General features: G+C 44.5%; 13 protein-coding genes. 8 read left to right on the top strand and 5 right to left on the bottom strand.

What is annotated here, in order from left to right:
- Window positions 1–61: 61 nt before the first annotated feature.
- Together D9A03_RS01980 and D9A03_RS01975 are read right to left on the bottom strand one after the other, a co-directional pair.
- Entirely contained in the window at window positions 62–1714 is a 1653-nt protein-coding gene (locus D9A03_RS01980) for an ABC transporter substrate-binding protein (RefSeq protein ID WP_120495558.1), read from the bottom strand.
- A gap of 380 nt (window positions 1715–2094) precedes the next feature.
- Window positions 2095–2982, bottom strand: a complete 888-nt coding sequence (locus tag D9A03_RS01975) for a helix-turn-helix transcriptional regulator (RefSeq protein ID WP_120495557.1) — start codon at window positions 2980–2982, stop codon at window positions 2095–2097.
- A 117-nt stretch (window positions 2983–3099) separates the two neighbouring features.
- On the opposite strand from D9A03_RS01975, the gene D9A03_RS01970 reads away from it, so the two are divergent.
- From D9A03_RS01970 to D9A03_RS01950, 5 genes are all read left to right on the top strand, one after another.
- Window positions 3100–4041 (top strand): fatty acid desaturase, encoded by a 942-nt coding sequence (locus tag D9A03_RS01970; RefSeq protein WP_162937925.1) that lies wholly within the window; start codon window positions 3100–3102, stop codon window positions 4039–4041.
- A 4-nt stretch (window positions 4042–4045) separates the two neighbouring features.
- Window positions 4046–4843, top strand: coding sequence for a phosphate/phosphite/phosphonate ABC transporter substrate-binding protein (locus D9A03_RS01965; RefSeq protein WP_120495555.1), 798 nt, complete (start codon window positions 4046–4048; stop codon window positions 4841–4843).
- 56 nt (window positions 4844–4899) lie between these two features.
- Window positions 4900–6441 (top strand): trimethylamine methyltransferase family protein, encoded by a 1542-nt coding sequence (locus D9A03_RS01960; protein ID WP_120495554.1) that lies wholly within the window; start codon window positions 4900–4902, stop codon window positions 6439–6441.
- 109 nt (window positions 6442–6550) lie between these two features.
- Entirely contained in the window at window positions 6551–7858 is a 1308-nt protein-coding gene (locus D9A03_RS01955; protein WP_120495553.1) for an FAD-binding oxidoreductase, read from the top strand.
- Window positions 7859–7863: 5 nt separating this feature from the next.
- Complete coding sequence (locus tag D9A03_RS01950) at window positions 7864–10284, top strand: FAD-dependent oxidoreductase (RefSeq protein ID WP_120495552.1); 2421 nt, start codon at window positions 7864–7866, stop codon at window positions 10282–10284.
- A 75-nt stretch (window positions 10285–10359) separates the two neighbouring features.
- Here D9A03_RS01950 and D9A03_RS01945 read toward each other — a convergent pair whose 3' ends face one another.
- The 3 genes from D9A03_RS01945 to D9A03_RS01935 form a co-directional block, all read right to left on the bottom strand.
- The gene (locus D9A03_RS01945; RefSeq protein WP_120495551.1) at window positions 10360–11760 is read right to left on the bottom strand and encodes a Xaa-Pro peptidase family protein; all 1401 of its coding nucleotides are present in this window, start codon (window positions 11758–11760) and stop codon (window positions 10360–10362) included.
- 220 nt (window positions 11761–11980) lie between these two features.
- Complete coding sequence (locus tag D9A03_RS01940; RefSeq protein ID WP_120495550.1) at window positions 11981–12991, bottom strand: Ldh family oxidoreductase; 1011 nt, start codon at window positions 12989–12991, stop codon at window positions 11981–11983.
- A gap of 39 nt (window positions 12992–13030) precedes the next feature.
- Window positions 13031–13969 (bottom strand): LysR family transcriptional regulator, encoded by a 939-nt coding sequence (locus D9A03_RS01935; protein ID WP_120495549.1) that lies wholly within the window; start codon window positions 13967–13969, stop codon window positions 13031–13033.
- 162 nt (window positions 13970–14131) lie between these two features.
- Here D9A03_RS01935 and D9A03_RS01930 point away from each other — a divergent pair, with 162 nt between their 5' ends.
- The 3 genes from D9A03_RS01930 to D9A03_RS01920 all read left to right on the top strand — a co-directional run bounded on the left by D9A03_RS01930 (window position 14132) and on the right by D9A03_RS01920 (window position 18276).
- Entirely contained in the window at window positions 14132–15580 is a 1449-nt protein-coding gene (locus D9A03_RS01930) for an aldehyde dehydrogenase family protein (RefSeq protein ID WP_120495548.1), read from the top strand.
- A gap of 28 nt (window positions 15581–15608) precedes the next feature.
- Window positions 15609–16604 carry a membrane dipeptidase gene (locus tag D9A03_RS01925; RefSeq protein WP_120495547.1) on the top strand — a complete coding sequence of 332 codons (996 nt, stop codon included), beginning with the start codon at window positions 15609–15611 and terminating at the stop codon, window positions 16602–16604.
- Between the two features lie 112 nt (window positions 16605–16716).
- Window positions 16717–18276: a BCCT family transporter gene (locus D9A03_RS01920; RefSeq protein ID WP_120495546.1), complete on the top strand. Its 1560-nt coding sequence runs from the start codon at window positions 16717–16719 to the stop codon at window positions 18274–18276.
- The last annotated feature ends 8 nt before the right edge of the window (window positions 18277–18284 follow it).

Raw genomic sequence — 18284 nt, 5'->3', positions numbered from 1 at the left:
TTTTTGGGTAAATCACAGGAGTTTCGGTCATGAAACTCCTGTGATTGTTCCAACAAAACAACTAGGCGTCGTCGAGCCAAACCTTTTCGAAATGAAATTCGAAAAGCGGGTGCATACCGTGATTACGAACGTTATGTGTTGAATGGTTAAACAGGTAACGCCAGTATGGCTGAATGATATGTCCGGAATCTTGTAGAATTTGTTCCAGATCTTTCATGATTTCCCGACGTTTATCAGCATCTGCGATTGCAAGAGCCTGTTTCATCTTTGCATCAAAATCAGGGTTGCTGTGCGCAGTTTCATTCCAGGCTTCACCTGATCTGTAAGCAAGTGCTAAAATTTGTACACCCAGAGGGCGCATATTCCAGTTGGTGATAGAGAAAGGATACTTGGTCCAGTCGTTCCAGAAAGTTGATCCCGGCAAGACAGTACGTTTTACTTTGAATCCTGCTTCACGAATTTGAGCCGCAACTGCATCGGCAGTATTTTTGCGGTAATCATCATCAATTGAGATGAGTTCGTGCTCGTATTCACTCTGACCAGCTTCTGCCATTAACTTCTGAGCGCCTTCAATATCCCGTTCTTGTTTTGGAAGTTCATAATATTCAGGATGAAGAGGCGCCACATGGTGGTTTTCGGCAACAGTACCTGCGCCGCCATATCCAAGTTGAAGAACCGTCTCGTTATCCACAGCCATCTGCAAGGCTTTACGAACACGCTGATCATCATATGGTTTGTGGGTTGCATTGGTTCTAAGAACAACAGTTGCTGATGTGACAACTTCTGATCTGGTTAGGCCAAGGCTATCCATAATTTCGATAAAGTCAGCGGTTGTTTGGTAGTTTGTATGGATTTCACCAGATTCAAACGCAGCAACTTCGGCAGAAGGATCCGTTCCGTAATCAATAAACTCGACACCATCCAGATAAACGTCGCCGTCCCACCATTTGCCATTCGTGCGGCGTTTAACGGACGCAGAAGTGCCAACTTCGTATGATTCCAGTTCAAACGGGCCTGTACCAATTGGATTAGATGGTAGATCGCTACCCATTTTTTCGTAATCACGGTGTACGATAAGGGCCGGATAATCGCTCATTCCCGGAATGATAGTGATGTCGGATTTAGGCAAGTTTAATCGTACGGTGTGGTCATCTACCTTTTCAATCGCGCCTTCGATGGCTTTGCCTGTTTTTTCGTCGATAAGGGTCGCCATTCGACCAGCCATAGAGTTACCTTCTACAGCCTTGTCACACCAGCGCGTCATATTAAATATCACATCGTCGGCATTGAAATCATCACCATTATTCCACTTAACACCCTTACGGACTTTCAGGTTATATACAGTCGCATCATCGTTGATTTCCCAGCCTTCAAGAAGACGCCCTTCGAAAGTAAAGTCGCGGTTATAACGGACAAGCGGTTCTAAGAATTGGCGCGCGAGGTTACCCATTTCAGACCAGTCAAATGTGCGCGGGTCTTTGAGCTCACGTACACTGGTTGATACTTTCAGGATACCACCTTTTTTACCTTCAGCAGCAATTGCCTTGGATGGTGCGACCATACCAAGCATACCGTACGCGGTAGCAGCCGTTGCGCCAAAAACGCTGGCAATAGCAAGGAACTCTCGGCGGTCCATAGTGCCGGATTTTGCTTCTTCGGCCATTTTGACTGTATGAGATGGCATTGGCTTGCCATTACGTCTAAAGAATTTCATTTAATAGTGCCTCCCGGTTGCGTATTTTTATCTGTTTGTTTTTGTTGTTATTTTCTTAAGTGTTTATTGTATCGTTTTTTTTGTCAAACCGTTGCGATCAAAAAACATATAAATCATCGTGTTTTTGTGCATAAACATCAATAGTGCGAATTTATGATGATCAGCTACAATATGCACGCCAATTACATCCAAGCAGGCATGGAGCGTTTTATTGTTATTCTGCTCATTGTTATTGCTGCATTAGATTGTTGTTTTTTGAACGCTTTTATCTCCCTACTATTTTTCTTAACCGTATGGCACTCAAGGTCGTGACTTTGAGCGACATTTTGTTGCTTGATAGCGACTCTAGCAAGTGTCGCTATTTGAATAAAGGGATAACGTTATTTTATTTCGTTAATAAATTTTTTAATTTGCTCTTCCGCTTTGTCGGGTCCAATTGTAGCTAGGCGAATTAATCTATCGAAGTGTTGAGTCAGCGCTTTGATGTGATCCACAGAGTTTACCAGCAGATACATATTTCCCAGATAAACTGCCGCGCGCAAAGGCCCGAAGAGAGTGTAGGGGGCGGAATAAACCGCTTGTTGATCAAAGAAAAACAAGCGGAAAGTTGGGTAAAATTCGCCAACAAGTTTCAACATGTGTTCCAATTGTTTTCTTCGCACATCTATTGACAGTTCATTCCACACACCTTCCCCTTTCGCGAATAACTCCAGGGTTTGTAAAGGCATACAGACTTCCATATCTGTGTCTGGCTTCGCAGTTTTAATAAGGTGTTGCTTTGCTTGTTGATCCTGGGCCTTACGAATAAAAAGATGATTATACTTAAATTCAAATTTGCTGACTTCGTCGATCCTCATGGTATCTGGTAGTGTATTGGGGACGTACCTGATTTTGTAACCAATGGCTTCCCTGTGCCATTCTTCCAGCTTACGCGTTGCTTCTTCTTCATTCATTTGCATGATTTCGATGGACGGGACGATATCGTCACTGTGTCCATCATTTGCAATCAAGCCCATAAGCCAGTCTAAAGAAACCCCACAGGCTCTTGAAATCGCACACAAAGTCTCTGCTCTTGGAAGCCTGGTTGAATCTGGCGCCAGAAACTGGCTCAAGGCGGAACGGTCTATACCAATTGATTTGGAGAACTGACTTAGATTGTTGCCGCTCTGCGAAATTAGTAGTGCCATTCGTTCACGAAAAATATGGGCTACATCCCGTTTGTCAGAACTATTTAAATTAGATTGTTGTGAGTTCACATCATTATCCATTTTTAGTTACAAAATGAACGATTATCATCTAATTATTATTATAATGGTTGAATTGTATTATTGTCGATAGTCTTTTTCTGCCGCATCGTTATTAAGTTAAATAACGGAGGTTTTGAAGTGTGGCTACGTGACAGTGCTGAGTGGCGGACAGTATTACTAATTATATGTTGCTATTTTTTTTGGGGATTAATGCTTCTCAATCCTTTTGGTGTACCGTTAAGTATACAAATACTTATCATTATTCCTCTGATTACTTTGCATTCCTCTCTCCAGCATGAATGTATTCATGGTCATCCCTTTGTGTCAGAAAAGTTAAACGATGCAATCGTTATAATGCCGATTGGGCTTTTGGTTCCTTATCTCCGGTTTAAAGAAACCCATATCAAGCACCATCAAAATGCTAGTATAAGCGACCCTTACGAAGATCCCGAAAGTGGCTATCAGGAATTGGAAATCTGGGAAAAGCGTCCTGAGTGGGTAAAAACGATTTTCAATTTTAATAACTCATTGTTTGGCCGGATGCTTATTGGGCCAACCCTAAGTGTTATTGGTTTCGCCTTATACGAGTATAAGAATGGTGAGCAGAAGACCATTTTAATTTGGTTGATGCATTTTGTGATGTCTGGATTGGTTATCACCTTTATTTATGTTGTAAGCGATATGCCTGTCTGGGCTTATCTTATCTGCGGCTATTTTGCCTATTCTCTGTTGATGGTTCGTACGTTTTTAGAACACCAGGCTCATGAGTCTATGCGGGCCAGAACAGTTATTGTTGAAGATAAAGGTTTTTTCAGCTTTCTGTTTTTGAACAACAACTTGCATGTTGTTCATCATGCTTATCCAACTGTTGCCTGGTATAAATTACCAGATATTTTTCAAAAAAATCGACAGCGCTTTTTGGAAATGAACAAAGGTTACAGCTTCAAAAACTACGCCGAAATATTTAAGCTTTTTACCTTTTCACAAAAAGAACCTGTGGCATATCCTTTCACACCAAAAAGGCCAAATGCTGGAAAAGCGAAATCAGCTTCTAAAACAGTAAACGCAAATCAAGGTTGATGAGATGAGTGAAGCCATTGTCTCTCTTCCCATGTATGACTGGCCAGAAGTTCAAATTTATAATGATCGATTTTTTAAAGAGCTTCGTACAAGCCTTGCTGATCAAGGATTTATTGCTCCCACAGCTCTGAATAGGACAATTGCGACTATGGATCAGTGGTTAGGTGATAATTTGCTTCTATCCCAAACCTGTGGTTTGCCTTTTAAAACGGTACTGAAAGACAAGGTGTCTTTAGTGGGAACACCTGCTTATGGCATAAACTGCGGGGCAGGTTCTTATTTTAGCGTCATTGTTGTTCATCAAGATACGTCGATAGATACATTGGATGACTTAAAAGGGTTGACCTTTACCTATAATGATAAAAGATCTCAATCTGGTTATGCGGCCCTTTTATTTACTTTAAGCCACATCGGAAATACCAAGGATTTTCGATCTTCTTTCGAAAGTGGTAGTCATCGGGCATCTATTCAGACCGTGGCAGCAGGCCGTGCAGACTTTGCATCGATTGATGCGCTCAGTTGGGAACTGGCTTTGCGTCATGAACCCGCGGCACAAAAACTAAAAGTTATAGCCACAAGCGAACCAACGCCAACGCTCCCTTTTATCACGGCACGACGTTCTCGAAAAGAGATTGATCAACTTCATATGGCTGTTGTTGATGCAATGGTTTCCCTTGATGAAGAGACACGTGAAGCCCTGTTACTTATAGGTTTTTCCCCTTTAAAAGAGCGTGATTATGACGTGATAGAAACGCGATTGAATATTGTGAAACGTACCTTTGGTATGAGTTGTGAAATTTAAGAATGATTACGTTTGTTTTGTTTTAGGTGTTTTGTACTGTATTGGGAGACGCGATCATGATGCAAAGATCTGGGCGTAAAAGGAATAAAAGGCCGCATATTGCTGCATTTGCGTTTCAGCAGTTACCTTGGTCCAAGGTTCGGACACCTTATCAACCTGTTGAGATACTCGATGAAGGTCAAATCGATGCTATTTGTGATACGGCTTACCGTATTCTCGAAGAAGTTGGTATTGATATTCTGCATAAAGAAGCAAAAGACATTTTTCATAAAGTCGGCGCAAAGATAGAGGTTGGAAGTGACCGGGTTTTTATGGACCGGGGGTTGATCAAAGAGGCCATGTCAAATGCTCCATCGGATGTGGTTTTACACGCCCGTAATCCGGTACATAATTTAAGCTTGTCACCTGGGAACATCTCTTTTGGGTCTGTAGCATCGGCGCCAAATGTTAGCGACATAGAACGTGGTCGACGTCCCGGAAATCAGGAAGATTATCGTAACCTTTTAAAGCTGTGCCAGTCGTTGAATATTGTACATTTTATTGCAGGGTATCCGGTAGAGCCAGTTGATATCCTGCCACGCATACGGCACCTCGAATGTATTGCGGATATGGCTTTGCTTACGGACAAGGTTTACCACGCCTACGCGTTGGGGAAAGAACGTATTACTGATGCTTTGGAAATTACCCGTATAGCGCATGAGTGTGAAAACTGGGACGACTTCAAGGAAAAAACCCGATTATTCACGATTATCAACACATCTTCGCCCCTTCGTTTGGACGGGGTGATGATTGATGGTGCTATGGAAATGGCACGTCACAACCAGCTATGTGTCATTACACCCTTTACCCTCTCAGGTGCCATGGCACCGATTACCATTGCAGGGGCTTTGGCTCAACAACATGCTGAAGCACTTGCCGGGATGACATTGTTACAGTTGGTTGCCCCGGGATGCCCCGTTGCTTATGGGGGCTTTACTTCTAATGTTGACATGAAAAGTGGATCGCCTGCTTTTGGAACGCCTGAGAATGCACAAGCGGCAATGATTGGTGGGCAACTGGCCCGGCGGATTGGTGTCCCTTATCGTTCATCTAATGCCAATGCATCGAATTGTGTCGATGCACAGGCAACTTACGAAAGTCAGATGTCTATATGGTCTGCGGTTATGGGACAGGCCAATATGCTGATGCATGGTGCAGGATGGATTGAAGGCGGGTTATGTGCCTCTTTCGAGAAGGTAATCATCGATGCCGAGATGTTGCAAATGATGACAAAGTTTCTGCAACCACCTGAAATAACAGAAAGTAGCTTAGGGTTAGATGCTGTTAAGGATGTCGGTCCAGGCGGGCATTTCTTTGGTACGCCACATACACTCGAGCGTTATGAAACAGCGTTTTATTCTCCGATTTTGTCTGATTGGAATAATTTCGAAAACTGGGAAGAAAATGGATCAAAGACAACAACAGAGCGGGCGCATTCAATTTATAAAAACATTATCAATGACTACCAGCAACCAGATCTCGATATCAGTAGACAGGATGAAATAGCTGATTTTGTGGCACGCAGAACCTCTGAGGGGGGTGTGTCAGGGGATTTCTAGTTTGAAAAATTATGTCAGATAAAAGCAAAAAAAATCAATAACCAAGAACGGATTCCATGAATCTGGAACAAAACCCAGACATCAGGAAACAACAGGGACGAAGAGAAGAATGAGTAAATCATACGACGCAATCATCATTGGTGCAGGGGTCATCGGGGCCTGTACAGCTTTTGAAATGGCCAAGAAAGGGTGGAAAACTCTATCCATCGATAAGTTGCCTGAATCTGGATATGGCTCGACATCAGGTTCCTGCGCGATTATTCGAACTTACTATTCTGCTTTGGAAACCTGTGCGCTTGCTTATGAAGGCTGGCATTACTGGAAAAATTGGGACGAATACATAGGCGTTCAAGATGATCATGGCATGATTGAATATAAAGAAACCGGATGCCTCGTTATTAAAACACCTCACAATCATTCGCTCAGTAAGGTCTGCGCAACAATGGATGAAATTGGGTGCCCCTATCAAGATATTCAGACATCTGAGATTAAAAAATATTTACCGATAGCTGATACACAACAATTTGAGCCTGCTCGCCGCCCGGAAGATCCTGAATTTGGATTGCCGACGGGACCAGCTGTCGAAGGTGCTGTTTTCTTCCCGCGTGGCGGTTATGTGAATGATCCCAAATTGTCGGCCCATAATGCTCAACGCGCTGCTGAAGCCAATGGGGCAGAGTTTTTGTTTAAAACAGAAGTCAGTGAGATCCTGAAACAAAATGGACGGGTAAGTGGCGTTAAATTAGCTGATGGGACTGAGATTAACGCGCCTGTTGTGATTAATGTTGCCGGTCCGCATTCATCCAAAGTCAATGAAATGGCGGGCGTATGTGGGGATATGAAAATGAGCACGCGAGCTCTTCGTCATGAGGTTGCTCATGTACCGTCGCCGGCAGGATTTGATTTTGAAAAAGAGGGAATGGTTTATTCTGATAGTGATATCCATACCTACTGTCGCCCCGAGACAGGAAACAATATTCTGATTGGATCTGAAGATCCTGCCTGTGATGAAAAAGAATGGGTGGATGATCCCGATAATTACGATGAAAATTTTTCCGAGCAGTGGAAAGTTCTTGTGATGCGCATGGCGCAACGTTTCCCTGAACTTGGCATTCCCTCTAAAACCAAGGGTGTTGTTGCCCTTTATGATGTGACGGAAGACTGGATGCCGATATACGATAAAAGCTGTTTGCCCGGTTTTTATATGGCTGTGGGTACTAGTGGAAACCAGTACAAGAACGCGCCTGTCGCCGGGAAGATGATGATGGCAATTGTAGAGGCATGTGAGAACGGCCATGACCATGATGCTATACCATTGCAATTCCATCTGGAGCACATCGACAAAACCATTTCGCTTGGTGTGTTTGCCCGTAATCGTGAAATCAATCAAAATTCCAGCTTCTCAGTAATCGGATAGGTCTTATGAAATCACATACTCGTGTAGCCGTCATAGGTGGCGGTGTTGTTGGTTGTTCCGTTCTCTATCACCTGACAAAGCTCGGGTGGAGCGATGTTATGTTGATTGAAAGGTCAGAGCTTACATCTGGTTCAACATGGCACGCAGCCGGCGGTTTTCATACTTTGAACGCAGATACGAACATGGCCGCGCTTCAAGGTTATACGATCCGGCTTTACAAGGAACTTGAAGAAATCACCGGGATGTCCTGTGGTCTGCATCATGTTGGCGGGGTTACTCTGGCTTCTACACCGGAACGTATGGATTTTCTCAAGGCCGAGCGTGCAAAACATCGCTATATGGGACTGGATACCGAGATTGTCAGCCCAGAAGAAATCAAGAAATTGTCACCAATTACCAATATTGAGGGTATTATAGGGGCGCTTTACGATCCTCTTGACGGGCATCTTGATCCTTCGGGAACAACCCATGCTTATGCCAAAGCGGCGAAGATGGCCGGGGCAGAGATTGTTTTGCGTAATCCCGTGTTAGAGCTCAACCCGCAAGCTGATGGCTTTTGGGAAGTTGTTACGAAAGAAGGCACTGTTATAGCCGAACACATTGTGAATGCAGGTGGTTTGTGGGCGCGTGAAGTTGGTGAAATGGCTGGCGTTTATATGCCGCTTCATCCAATGGAACATCAATATCTGGTCACCGAAGATGCGCCTGAAGTTTATGAACTGGATCGTGAATTACCCCATGTCATGGATCCGGAAGGGGAAAGTTATCTTCGGCAAGAAGGAAGGGGGCTTTGTATCGGATTTTACGAGCAAGCCTGTGACGCATGGGCTGAACGCGGAACACCGATGGATTTTGGTCATGAACTTTTAAATAACAATCTGGATCGTATTGGTGATTCATTGGAATTTGCTTTCAAGCGGTTCCCTGTTTTGGAACGGGTCGGCGTTAAAACAGTTATCAATGGGCCTTTTACCTTTGCGCCTGATGGAAACCCACTTGTTGGCCCTGTTCCCGGTTTACAAAACTATTGGTCTGCTTGTGGGGTTATGGCTGGTTTTTCACAAGGTGGCGGGGTGGGATTAACCTTGGCGGAATGGATGATTGATGGCGAACCGTCACGGGATGTTTTCGCTATGGATGTTGCCCGTTTTGGCGATTGGATCACACCGGGATATACACGAGCGAAGGTGAAAGAAAATTATCAACGGCGCTTTTCTGTTTCATATCCAAATGAAGAATTGCCTGTTGCACGTCCACATCAAACAACCCCGGCTTATCATATCTGGAAAGAACAACGCGCTGTGTTTGGTGCGGCGTATGGCATGGAGGCTGTGAACTATTTCGCACCAGAAGGCGAACCGTTAGAAGAAACGCCGAGCTTCAGGCGGAGTAATGCTTTTGATGCGGTTGCTGCTGAATGTTGTGCGGTTCGTGAGGCCGTTGGGATTAACGAGGTTCATAATTTTGGAAAGTACCGTGTTACGGGGAAGGGGGCACGGGATTGGCTGGATATAATTATGGCTGGTCGCATTCCAAAACCGCGACGGCTGGCGCTTAATCCTATGTTGAGCCACAAGGGCAAGTTGATTGGTGATTTCACCGTGTCCTGTTTGGATGAGCATGAATTTATGGTGACGGCATCTTTTGGAATGCAGGCGGCACATATGCGCTGGTTTGAAGATAATTTGCCGTCTGATGGCTTTGTTACTGTTGAGAATATCTCGACTAAACGCATTGGCTTTCAGATTGCGGGGCCAAATGCACGCGAATTACTGAGCCGTGTTGCTTTCGAAGATGTTTCCGCAGAGAGCTTTAAATTTCTGGATGTTAAAGAGACAGACATAGGTACTTGTCGTGCTTTGGTTCAAAGAGTTTCCTATACGGGGGATCTTGGTTATGAAATTTATGTACCGATCGAAGAGCAGACTTCTCTCTATAATATTCTCTCTGAAACAGGGAAGGATTTAGGTCTAAAACCTTTTGGTATGCGCGCTATGATGTCGTTGAGACTTGAAAAATCTTTTGGATCATGGGGAAGAGAGTTTCGTCCGGACTATATGCCCGTGGAGACAGGGATGGATCGTTTCACTGCATACAATAAAAAAGCTGACTTCATAGGTAAAGCTGCGGCAGTGAAAGAAAAAGAAGAGGGGGCCAGTCGAAAGCTCTGCACCTTTATTGTTGAAGCAATAGATGCTGATGTGTGGGGGGATGAACCCATCTGGCACGGCGGCAATGTAGTCGGTTTTGTGACATCGGGTGGTTATGCCCATTACAGCAAGAAATCAGTAGCCTATGGATTTTTGCCAACCGATATTGCCAATGATGGCCTTGAGGTGGAAATCGAAGTCCTTGGGGTGATGCTCAAGGCCAGAATGTTTATGGAAACCCTCTTTGACCCCAAAGCAGAGAGAATGATGGGGTAATAGCCTTCGTATAAGGCAAAGGGTGTTTCAACACTCTTTGCCCTTAGCTAATTGAATTGCTTATGACTTAATCTATTAGTCGATAATGCCCATTAGGCGATCATCCAGGGGGTAAGTTGAAAGTTGTTCATATCCCGTTTCTGTAATGAGAATTTGGTCTTCAAGTTTGACGCCTTCGTGTCCGCCATGACGACCAACGTAACTTTCCACACAGACGACCATGCCGGGTTCCAGTTGCCCTTCATAGCCTACGGCATCCCAATCTGAAGGGTATCGGACAGCAGGATATTCATCACAGAGACCAACACCGTGAAACAAGACGGAATATCTGTTTGCCAGGTACTCTTCAGGCAAGCTTTTTCCCTTTAGTGAAAGCTCTCTAAAGCTAATACCGGGTGCCAACATTTCACGATTATGATCTATTTGCTCCAGAGCCATTTGATACAGGGCGCGTTGCTCGTTACTTGGTATTCCATCACCAGCCAGCCATGTTCTGGAAATATCGCAACAAAATCCATAAGGACCAATAAGGTCAGTATCAAATGCAACAAGGTCGCCATCTTCTATGATTCGTGAAGACGATTCCTGAAACCAGGGATTGGTTCGAGGGCCGGAAGAAAGCAAACGGGTTTCAATCCACTCTCCACCGCGACGAATGTTCTCAGCATGCAAGATTGACCACAAATCGTTCTCGCTCTTTCCCGGACGTAGGGCGGTTTCCATTTGATGCATGGCGGATTCGCAAGCCGTAATAGCACGACGCATGCAAAGTATTTCGTCTGGTGATTTAATTTTGCGGGCTTCTTCCATCGCGTCTTCACCATAGATGACCTCGATACCTTCGCGATTGAGATGGGGAATGCCGTGTGGGTCTATTTGATCAAAAGCCAGACGTTTGTTGCCACCACCATATTGATACACGAGATCAGCCGTTTGCTTGGCCCAATTGGCGGCCTGTTCTTCAATACGGTTACCTGCTTCAAAATAAAACCATGCGATACCGGGATGTACTTCATCGACCACTTCAGAATGATCGGAAAGATGTTCACAGTTGTGAAAATCATAAAGAATAACAGGGCCATTTATAGCAACGAAGCAAGCCCGTACAGGATTGTGCAAAGTCCAGAGTTGCATGTTACTGGCATCTGTTGCGTAGCGTACATTCAGGGGATCATAGAGATAAATACCGGCAAGGTCCCGAGCTTGAAGTTGCTCACGAATACGGTTCAATCGATAGCGTCGCATTGTACCAAGATCAGGTTCTGGTATTTCAGCAATTTGCCATTCGCTTTCAGCCAAAGAACCATATCCAATAACATGTTGATTTAAACTGGAAGCTTTGGCACGCGCCCATTCTTCCAGCTCTTGAGGATTGGCATTCTCACCGGGATGTTCTGGAATTTCATAGGGTGCAATCTTTCGACGATGCCGCCCAAATAGCTGTTCTGGCGGAGCTGATACGTTTTTCATATCCATTATTCACCCCTGATTTTGTTATGATATTCACATAGCTTTTCTTGTTATTTTTGTCCTGAGTTTTAAAAATCATGCGATAGGCCGTTTTTAAGAACAATCATACAATGTAATCAAGATTATGATTATGTGATGCCAAAGGTGATAATTATCGATTATTTGTCGATTTTGTTGTGAAAGTACAGCAACAATTCAACAAGATAGAATGTTATTATATCTAGAATTAATTACTCTTTGTCGACAAACTTCTTAATTGCTCCACAAATGTTTTTTCAATTGATAGGCCATGCTTTTTTGCGTGATTGTAATTTTTTGATTTGATTTTCCCGGGCAAACGCGAACCTTCCTGACTTTCAATTGATGAACATAGATCATCAATAACAGTTAAAAAATTCGGATTAAATGTCATTGGATTGATAGCTATAATGCATTGCCCTGTTTTAGAAGGACCACCTTTATCCCCAAAATAGGGATTTGCCTGGGAACTTAATTGAGCTCCACTGAGTGCAACACTAAGTATTTCAACGATCAAAGCAATACCAAATCCTTTATATCCACCACTAGGAACCATGGATCCAGCAAGTCCTTTTGATGGATCGACTGTTGGGGTTCCATCTTGATCCAGCGCCCAGCCTTCTTCGAGTTGATGACCGCAATCTCTACGAAGAATTAGTTCTGTCATAGCAACAGCACTGCTACTTTGATCGATGATGATTTTCGGAGCGTGTTTTCCTGGTACAACCATAGAAATTGGGTTTGTACCAAGTATTGGCGTTTTCCCACCGGGAGGAGCCATGACTGCTGGACAGTTAGCAAAACCTAATCCAATCAAACTATTTTGGGCTAATGGTAAAAGAAAATGGGACAGAGCCAAGCAGTTAGTTGAATTGTTTACAGTCATTGCAGCAATCCCAGAGCTAAGGGCCGCTTCTTGTAAATGTGGTAATCCAAGTTCGATTGCTGGGTGAGCCAGTCCATCCGATGCATCAACGGTAATTGCTGCTGAGGCTTTAATTTCTATACTTGGTTTTGCTTTTCCCTTAATTTTTTCAACTTTTAGTTGTTCACATAAAAGGGGGATATAAAGTAACCCACAAATGTAATTTCCTTCGCTCTCTGCACGAACAGCAGCCTTTGCGACTGAATACGCAGCATCATTTCCTGCACCAAAATTGATCAGGGCATCTTGCGCAAGTTTTTCCAACTCTTTGATTGATAGAATGTTTTCAGACATAGGTTTTGTACCCAGGTTATTTAGTGGAACGATATGAAATTATTCGCAAGATGGAACGTCCAGTTTCGTGAAGTTTCCCCCCATGTTGTGTTCGATCTCAGCAATGCGGGTATGTACTTTTTCGATCAGAGAAAGAGCGGCGGGTGATAGAAGAGTACCATTACGTTGGAAGAGGCCAACGGTGCGTCGTAACTTTTCATCTGTGAAGGGAATGAAGTTTAGGGAAGTGTCTGTTTCTGGAACCAGTAGTCTGGGAAGTACCGTGACGCCTGCACCAGCTTTTACCAAGGCTAGGACTGATGTCACGTTATGTACTGTAATACGGCTACTCTCCTGATTTTCTAATATCTCGGGAAGAGTGATTGATTGCGTTATACTGTTCAGTAGCAACTTTTTGTTTTTTAAAAATGATCCCAGTTTTTTTGAGTTGATGTTTTTATTCGGAAGAGGTGGGGCATCCTCGGCACTACTCACAAGACCAAGGCTGTCTTCGAAAAGGGGAGTGAACTCGATACCGGGTAATTTTTTTGCCAAACTTGCTAGGCCAAATTGGACACGTCCGCTATGAACTGCGTTGATAACACTACGTGAATCAGCATCCCGGATTTCAATTTCTACTTTCGGCCACTGGGCGTGGAACGCTTTGATCACCTGTGGTAAAATATGCTCTGCAACAGATGGAACACAGGCAAGCGAAATATACCCGATTTCATTTTTCGCGTAGGCTCTGATCGCGGAGAAAACTTCGTCACATTGATCGGTTAAATTACGGGCCTGTTCCAATGCAAAAATACCGGTTGGGGTTAAGTTACCTTTGCGCTCACCAGAAAAAAGTTGGGCATCAAATTCGATTTCAAGCTGTTTAAGGGCCATTGAAACGGCTGATGGTGTTCTACCCAACTGTTTTGCGGCTTCCATTAAGGAACCGTTTTCTGCAACAGAAACAAAGGTTTTGAGCATGGCAAGGGTGATCGCCATTGTTATTTTCCTTTATTCAATAAAATTGAAATTTTCCTAAATTATTTGAATTTGACGAAAGTTGCAAATTTTGCGGAAATGTTTTCAGAATTTTTTGCTGGGCCTCTTTCGACTGTATTGATTTGAAACGCCTGCTGTGTTGATTGAAATGAGAAGGTAATCATGTCCAATTTTTCCAATTATATCGCTGGTGAATGGGTTGCCGCTGATGACTACATCAAAAACATAAACCCATCCGATTTGTCAGACGTTATTGGTCAGTATGCGCAAGCAAGCAGTGCGCAACTGGATACTGCACTGGATGCTGCTAGGCAGGCACAAAAAGTTTGGGCCGCAACAGGCTTGGAAAAACGCTATAACGTTTTGATGTCAATCGGCGAAGAAATGAAAAACCGCGCTGCGGAGTTGGGCGAATTGCTTTCTCGTGAAGAAGGTAAGCCACTTGCTGAAGGTAAGGGTGAGATCTTCCGTGCTGGGCAATTTTTCACCTACTATGCGGCTGAAGTGCTTCGTCAGATGGGTGACACTGCTGATTCTGTACGCGACGGTATAGAAATTGATGTTCGCCGTGAACCTGTTGGTGTGGTTGCTATTATCTCGCCTTGGAACTTCCCAACAGCGACAGCGACGTGGAAAATTGCCCCGGCATTGGCATATGGAAACGCGGTCGTATGGAAGCCTGCGAACCTGACTCCGGCAAGCGCTTGGGCATTGGCAGAGATCTTTTCTCGTCATGATCTGCCAAAAGGACTTTTCAACCTGGTAATGGGCGGCGGTTCTTCCGTTGGTCAGCGCCTTGTGGAAAGTGCTGGTGTTGACGCTATCTCATTTACTGGTTCTGTTGATGTCGGCCGTGGTATTGCTGCGTCTGCGATGGCAAACATGACCAAAGTTCAAATGGAGATGGGGTCCAAGAACCCATTGGTGGTTATGGATGATGCAGATCTTGATCTCGCTGTTTCTTGTGCGGTTGGTGGTGCTTTCGGCGGAACGGGGCAAAAATGTACGGCTTCTTCACGCTTGATCGTTCATGAAAAAATTCACGATGCATTTGTCGAAAAAGCAAGCGCGGCAACAAAAGCGATGAAAGTCGGACATGCTTTGACCGACGGTGTTCAACTTGGTCCGGTTGTTAGCGAAACACAGCTTAATTCCAATCTTGCCTACATGAAATTGGCAAAAGAGGAAGGCTGTGAATTGGTTTGTGGTGGTGATCGTCTGGATATGGCAACTGAGGGATATTTCATGTCCCCGGCTTTGTTCATCAACGGTGACAATTCCATGAAAATCAACCGCGAAGAAATGTTTGCCCCGATTGCCTGTGTTATTAAAGTTGGATCTTATGATGAAGCTTTAAGTGTTTCTAATAACACTGGTTTTGGTTTGACATCTGGTATCATGACCAACTCTCTTGCGCGCGCTAATCACTATCGCCGTAACAGCCGTACTGGCTGTGTCATGATTAACCTGCCAACTGCAGGCACTGACTATCACGTACCTTTCGGTGGCCGTGGTGATTCAAGTTATGGTCCTCGTGAGCAAGGTTCTTATGCAGCCGAGTTCTATACGCAGGTTAAAACATCCTACATCAGTTCTGGTTCGCCAGAGTAATCATTAGGCCAGAGTAGGAGATATAGGCATGAGCGACAAAAAATCATATGTAATTGACTGTCTTCAATACTGTAATTGGTCAGAAAAGACTTTTGCCCAAATGCGTGAAGGTGGTGTTGATGCCGTTCATGCCACGATCTGTTATCACGAGATGTTTCGCGAAACTGTAACCAATGTTGAACAGTGGAACCGTTTTTTCGAACAACATGATCATTTGATTATTCACGGTCGCACGGCGGATGATATTCGCCGTGCCAATGAAAGTGGCCGCACAGCTATTTTCTTTGGCTTTCAGAACTGTTCCCCGATTGAAGATGATATCGGGCTTGTCGAGATTTGCCACACACTTGGCGCGCGTTTCATGCAGTTGTCCTATAACAATCAATCTTTGTTGGCGACAGGATGTTACGAAGCCGAAGATCCGGGAATTACCCGGATGGGGAAGCAAGTGATCAAGGAAATGAACCGTGTTGGCCTTGTGGTTGATATGTCTCATTCTGCGGAACGTTCTACGCTTGAAGCTATTGAAATCTCTGAACGCCCGATTGCAATTACCCATGCCAATCCAAGTTTTTGGCATCCGGCATTGCGTAATAAATCAGATACCGTTTTGAAAGCTTTGGCGCAATCAGGCGGTATGGTCGGGTTTTCACTCTACCCTCATCATCTGAAAGGAAAGAGTGACTGCACGCTTGAAGAGTTTTGCACAATGATCGCTAAAACTGCTGAAATGATCGGCGTTGAAAGCATCGGTATTGGCAGTGATCTTTGTCAGGATCAACCAGATTCAATCGTTGAATGGATGCGCGTTGGACGATGGACCAAGACAATCGATTACGGTGAAGGCTCTGCGTCAAATCCCGGTTTTCCTGAAATGCCTGATTGGTTCAGAGACAACAGAGATTTTCCCAACCTTGCTGCAGGGTTGCGGGATGTTGGATTTTCGCAAGAAGAAACAGCACAGATTATGGGTATGAACTGGTTTTCATTCTACGAAAACTCGTTTGGCCCACAACAGCCTTAAAAGGCAACAGGTCTAATATTTGACCATTAACACAGTGAGAAGGGGATAACCAATGGGAACAACATTGGAACCGTTCGCTCTGCTTGATTATGATACTTAGGGAGTAACTTAGATGGCGTATACGTCAACAACTGGTGACGGTATTCTCAAAGGGGTAAATGTTCCTCTTTTTGCCGTTACCGGCGGCTTTATTGCGGCGTTTTGCGGCTTGGCACTGATTGATATTGATTTGCTAAAAGAGCTGGTCAATGCGGGTTTTGGCTGGTCAGTTCAGATCTTTGGTGCCTATTGGCAGGTATTGCTATTACTAACGTTTGTTATTGGTCTTTTTATGGCCTTTAGTGGGCGTGGTTCTGTCGTCCTTGGGAAATTGGATAAGCCTGAATTTACCGTTTTTCAATGGGGTGCCATGATCATGTGTACCTTGCTAGCCGGCGGTGGTGTTTTTTGGGCCGCGGGTGAGCCAATGGCACACTTTCTTTCCCCGCCACCTCTCTTCGGTGTTGAAGCGAAAACAGCTGAAGCTGCATATCCTGCATTGGCACAGGCTTTTATGCATTGGGGTTTTCTGGCATGGGCTATTCTTGGCGCGCTGACCACTGTCGTCCTGATGTATTATCATTACGAAAAAGGCTTGCCATTAGCTCCCCGTACGTTGCTTTACCCGGTTTTTAAAGAGCGTGCGTTAAAAGGACCAATTGGCCTTATTGCTGATGCATCTTGCATAATTGCTGTTGTTGCTGGAACTGTTGGCCCAATAGGTTTTCTTGGTTTGCAAGTTAGCTATGGTCTCCAGGATCTGTTTGGCCTTTCGGATGGCTTTGCCTCTCAAGCTGTTGTTATTGCGGTACTGGTCGGGATCTATACGGCCTCTGCGGTTACGGGTGTAAACAAAGGCATTCAAATTCTCAGCCGATTTAATGTCATCTTGGCCTGTGCGTTGTTGATATTCATGTTCCTGTTTGGGCCAACTGCTTTTATCGTTGATAGCTTTGTACATAGCTTCGGTGTGTATGTTGACAAGTTTATCCCGATGGCGATGTTCCGTGCTGAAGGTGGATGGCTAGGCTGGTGGACTGTCTTCTTCTGGGGCTGGTTCCTGGGGTACGGTCCATTGATGGCAATGTTTATTGCACGTGTATCGCGTGGACGCACAATTCGTCAGATTGTGATCATGCTTTCAATCGTAGCCCCTGTCGTAACGTGTTTCTGGTTCACCATTGTTGGCGGGTCTGGAATTGCGTTTGAACTTGCTAATCCTGGCTCAGTTTCTGCTGCTTTCGAAGGATTTAATTTACCTGCTGCATTATTGGCAATTACCAAACAGCTTCCTGCCGGTTTACTGATCTCTGTTCTGTTTCTTGTTCTGACAACTGTTTTTGTCGCAACAACAGGTGATTCCATGACCTATTGTATTTCTGTTGCGATGTCAGATAGCGATACACCTAGCACACCTGTTCGTGTGTTTTGGGGCATTGCGATGGGCGTTATGGCGATCATCTTGATCTCGTTGGGATCCGGGGGCGTTAGTGCGTTGCAATCCTTTATTGTTGTAACGGCAGTTCCGGTTTCACTGGTGTTGTTGCCATCTTTGTGGGCAGCGCCACAAATTGCGGGTATTCTGGAAAAACGTGATCGGGAAAATACAGTGCCGATTACAGCAGAAGCCTAGATCGTTCT

It is taken from the genome of Kiloniella sp. EL199 (assembly GCF_900313065.1).
Classification (GTDB): domain Bacteria; phylum Pseudomonadota; class Alphaproteobacteria; order Kiloniellales; family Kiloniellaceae; genus Kiloniella.
Note: the sequence above shows the minus strand (reverse complement) of the source record. Positions and strands in the feature narration are given on the sequence as shown.

Bases quoted from the DNA above. Each gene is read 5' to 3' on its own strand.
- D9A03_RS01920 (WP_120495546.1), top strand. From the start codon at position 16,717: ATGGCGTATACGTCAACAACTGGTGACGGTATTCTCAAAGGGGTAAAT.
- D9A03_RS01940 (WP_120495550.1), bottom strand. From the start codon at position 12,991: ATGTCTGAAAACATTCTATCAATCAAAGAGTTGGAAAAACTTGCGCAA.
- D9A03_RS01980 (WP_120495558.1), bottom strand. From the start codon at position 1,714: ATGAAATTCTTTAGACGTAATGGCAAGCCAATGCCATCTCATACAGTC.
- D9A03_RS01950 (WP_120495552.1), top strand. From the start codon at position 7,864: ATGAAATCACATACTCGTGTAGCCGTCATAGGTGGCGGTGTTGTTGGT.
- D9A03_RS01975 (WP_120495557.1), bottom strand. From the start codon at position 2,982: ATGGATAATGATGTGAACTCACAACAATCTAATTTAAATAGTTCTGAC.
- D9A03_RS01965 (WP_120495555.1), top strand. From the start codon at position 4,046: ATGAGTGAAGCCATTGTCTCTCTTCCCATGTATGACTGGCCAGAAGTT.
- D9A03_RS01945 (WP_120495551.1), bottom strand. From the start codon at position 11,760: ATGGATATGAAAAACGTATCAGCTCCGCCAGAACAGCTATTTGGGCGG.
- D9A03_RS01960 (WP_120495554.1), top strand. From the start codon at position 4,900: ATGATGCAAAGATCTGGGCGTAAAAGGAATAAAAGGCCGCATATTGCT.
- D9A03_RS01955 (WP_120495553.1), top strand. From the start codon at position 6,551: ATGAGTAAATCATACGACGCAATCATCATTGGTGCAGGGGTCATCGGG.
- D9A03_RS01930 (WP_120495548.1), top strand. From the start codon at position 14,132: ATGTCCAATTTTTCCAATTATATCGCTGGTGAATGGGTTGCCGCTGAT.
- D9A03_RS01935 (WP_120495549.1), bottom strand. From the start codon at position 13,969: ATGGCGATCACCCTTGCCATGCTCAAAACCTTTGTTTCTGTTGCAGAA.
- D9A03_RS01925 (WP_120495547.1), top strand. From the start codon at position 15,609: ATGAGCGACAAAAAATCATATGTAATTGACTGTCTTCAATACTGTAAT.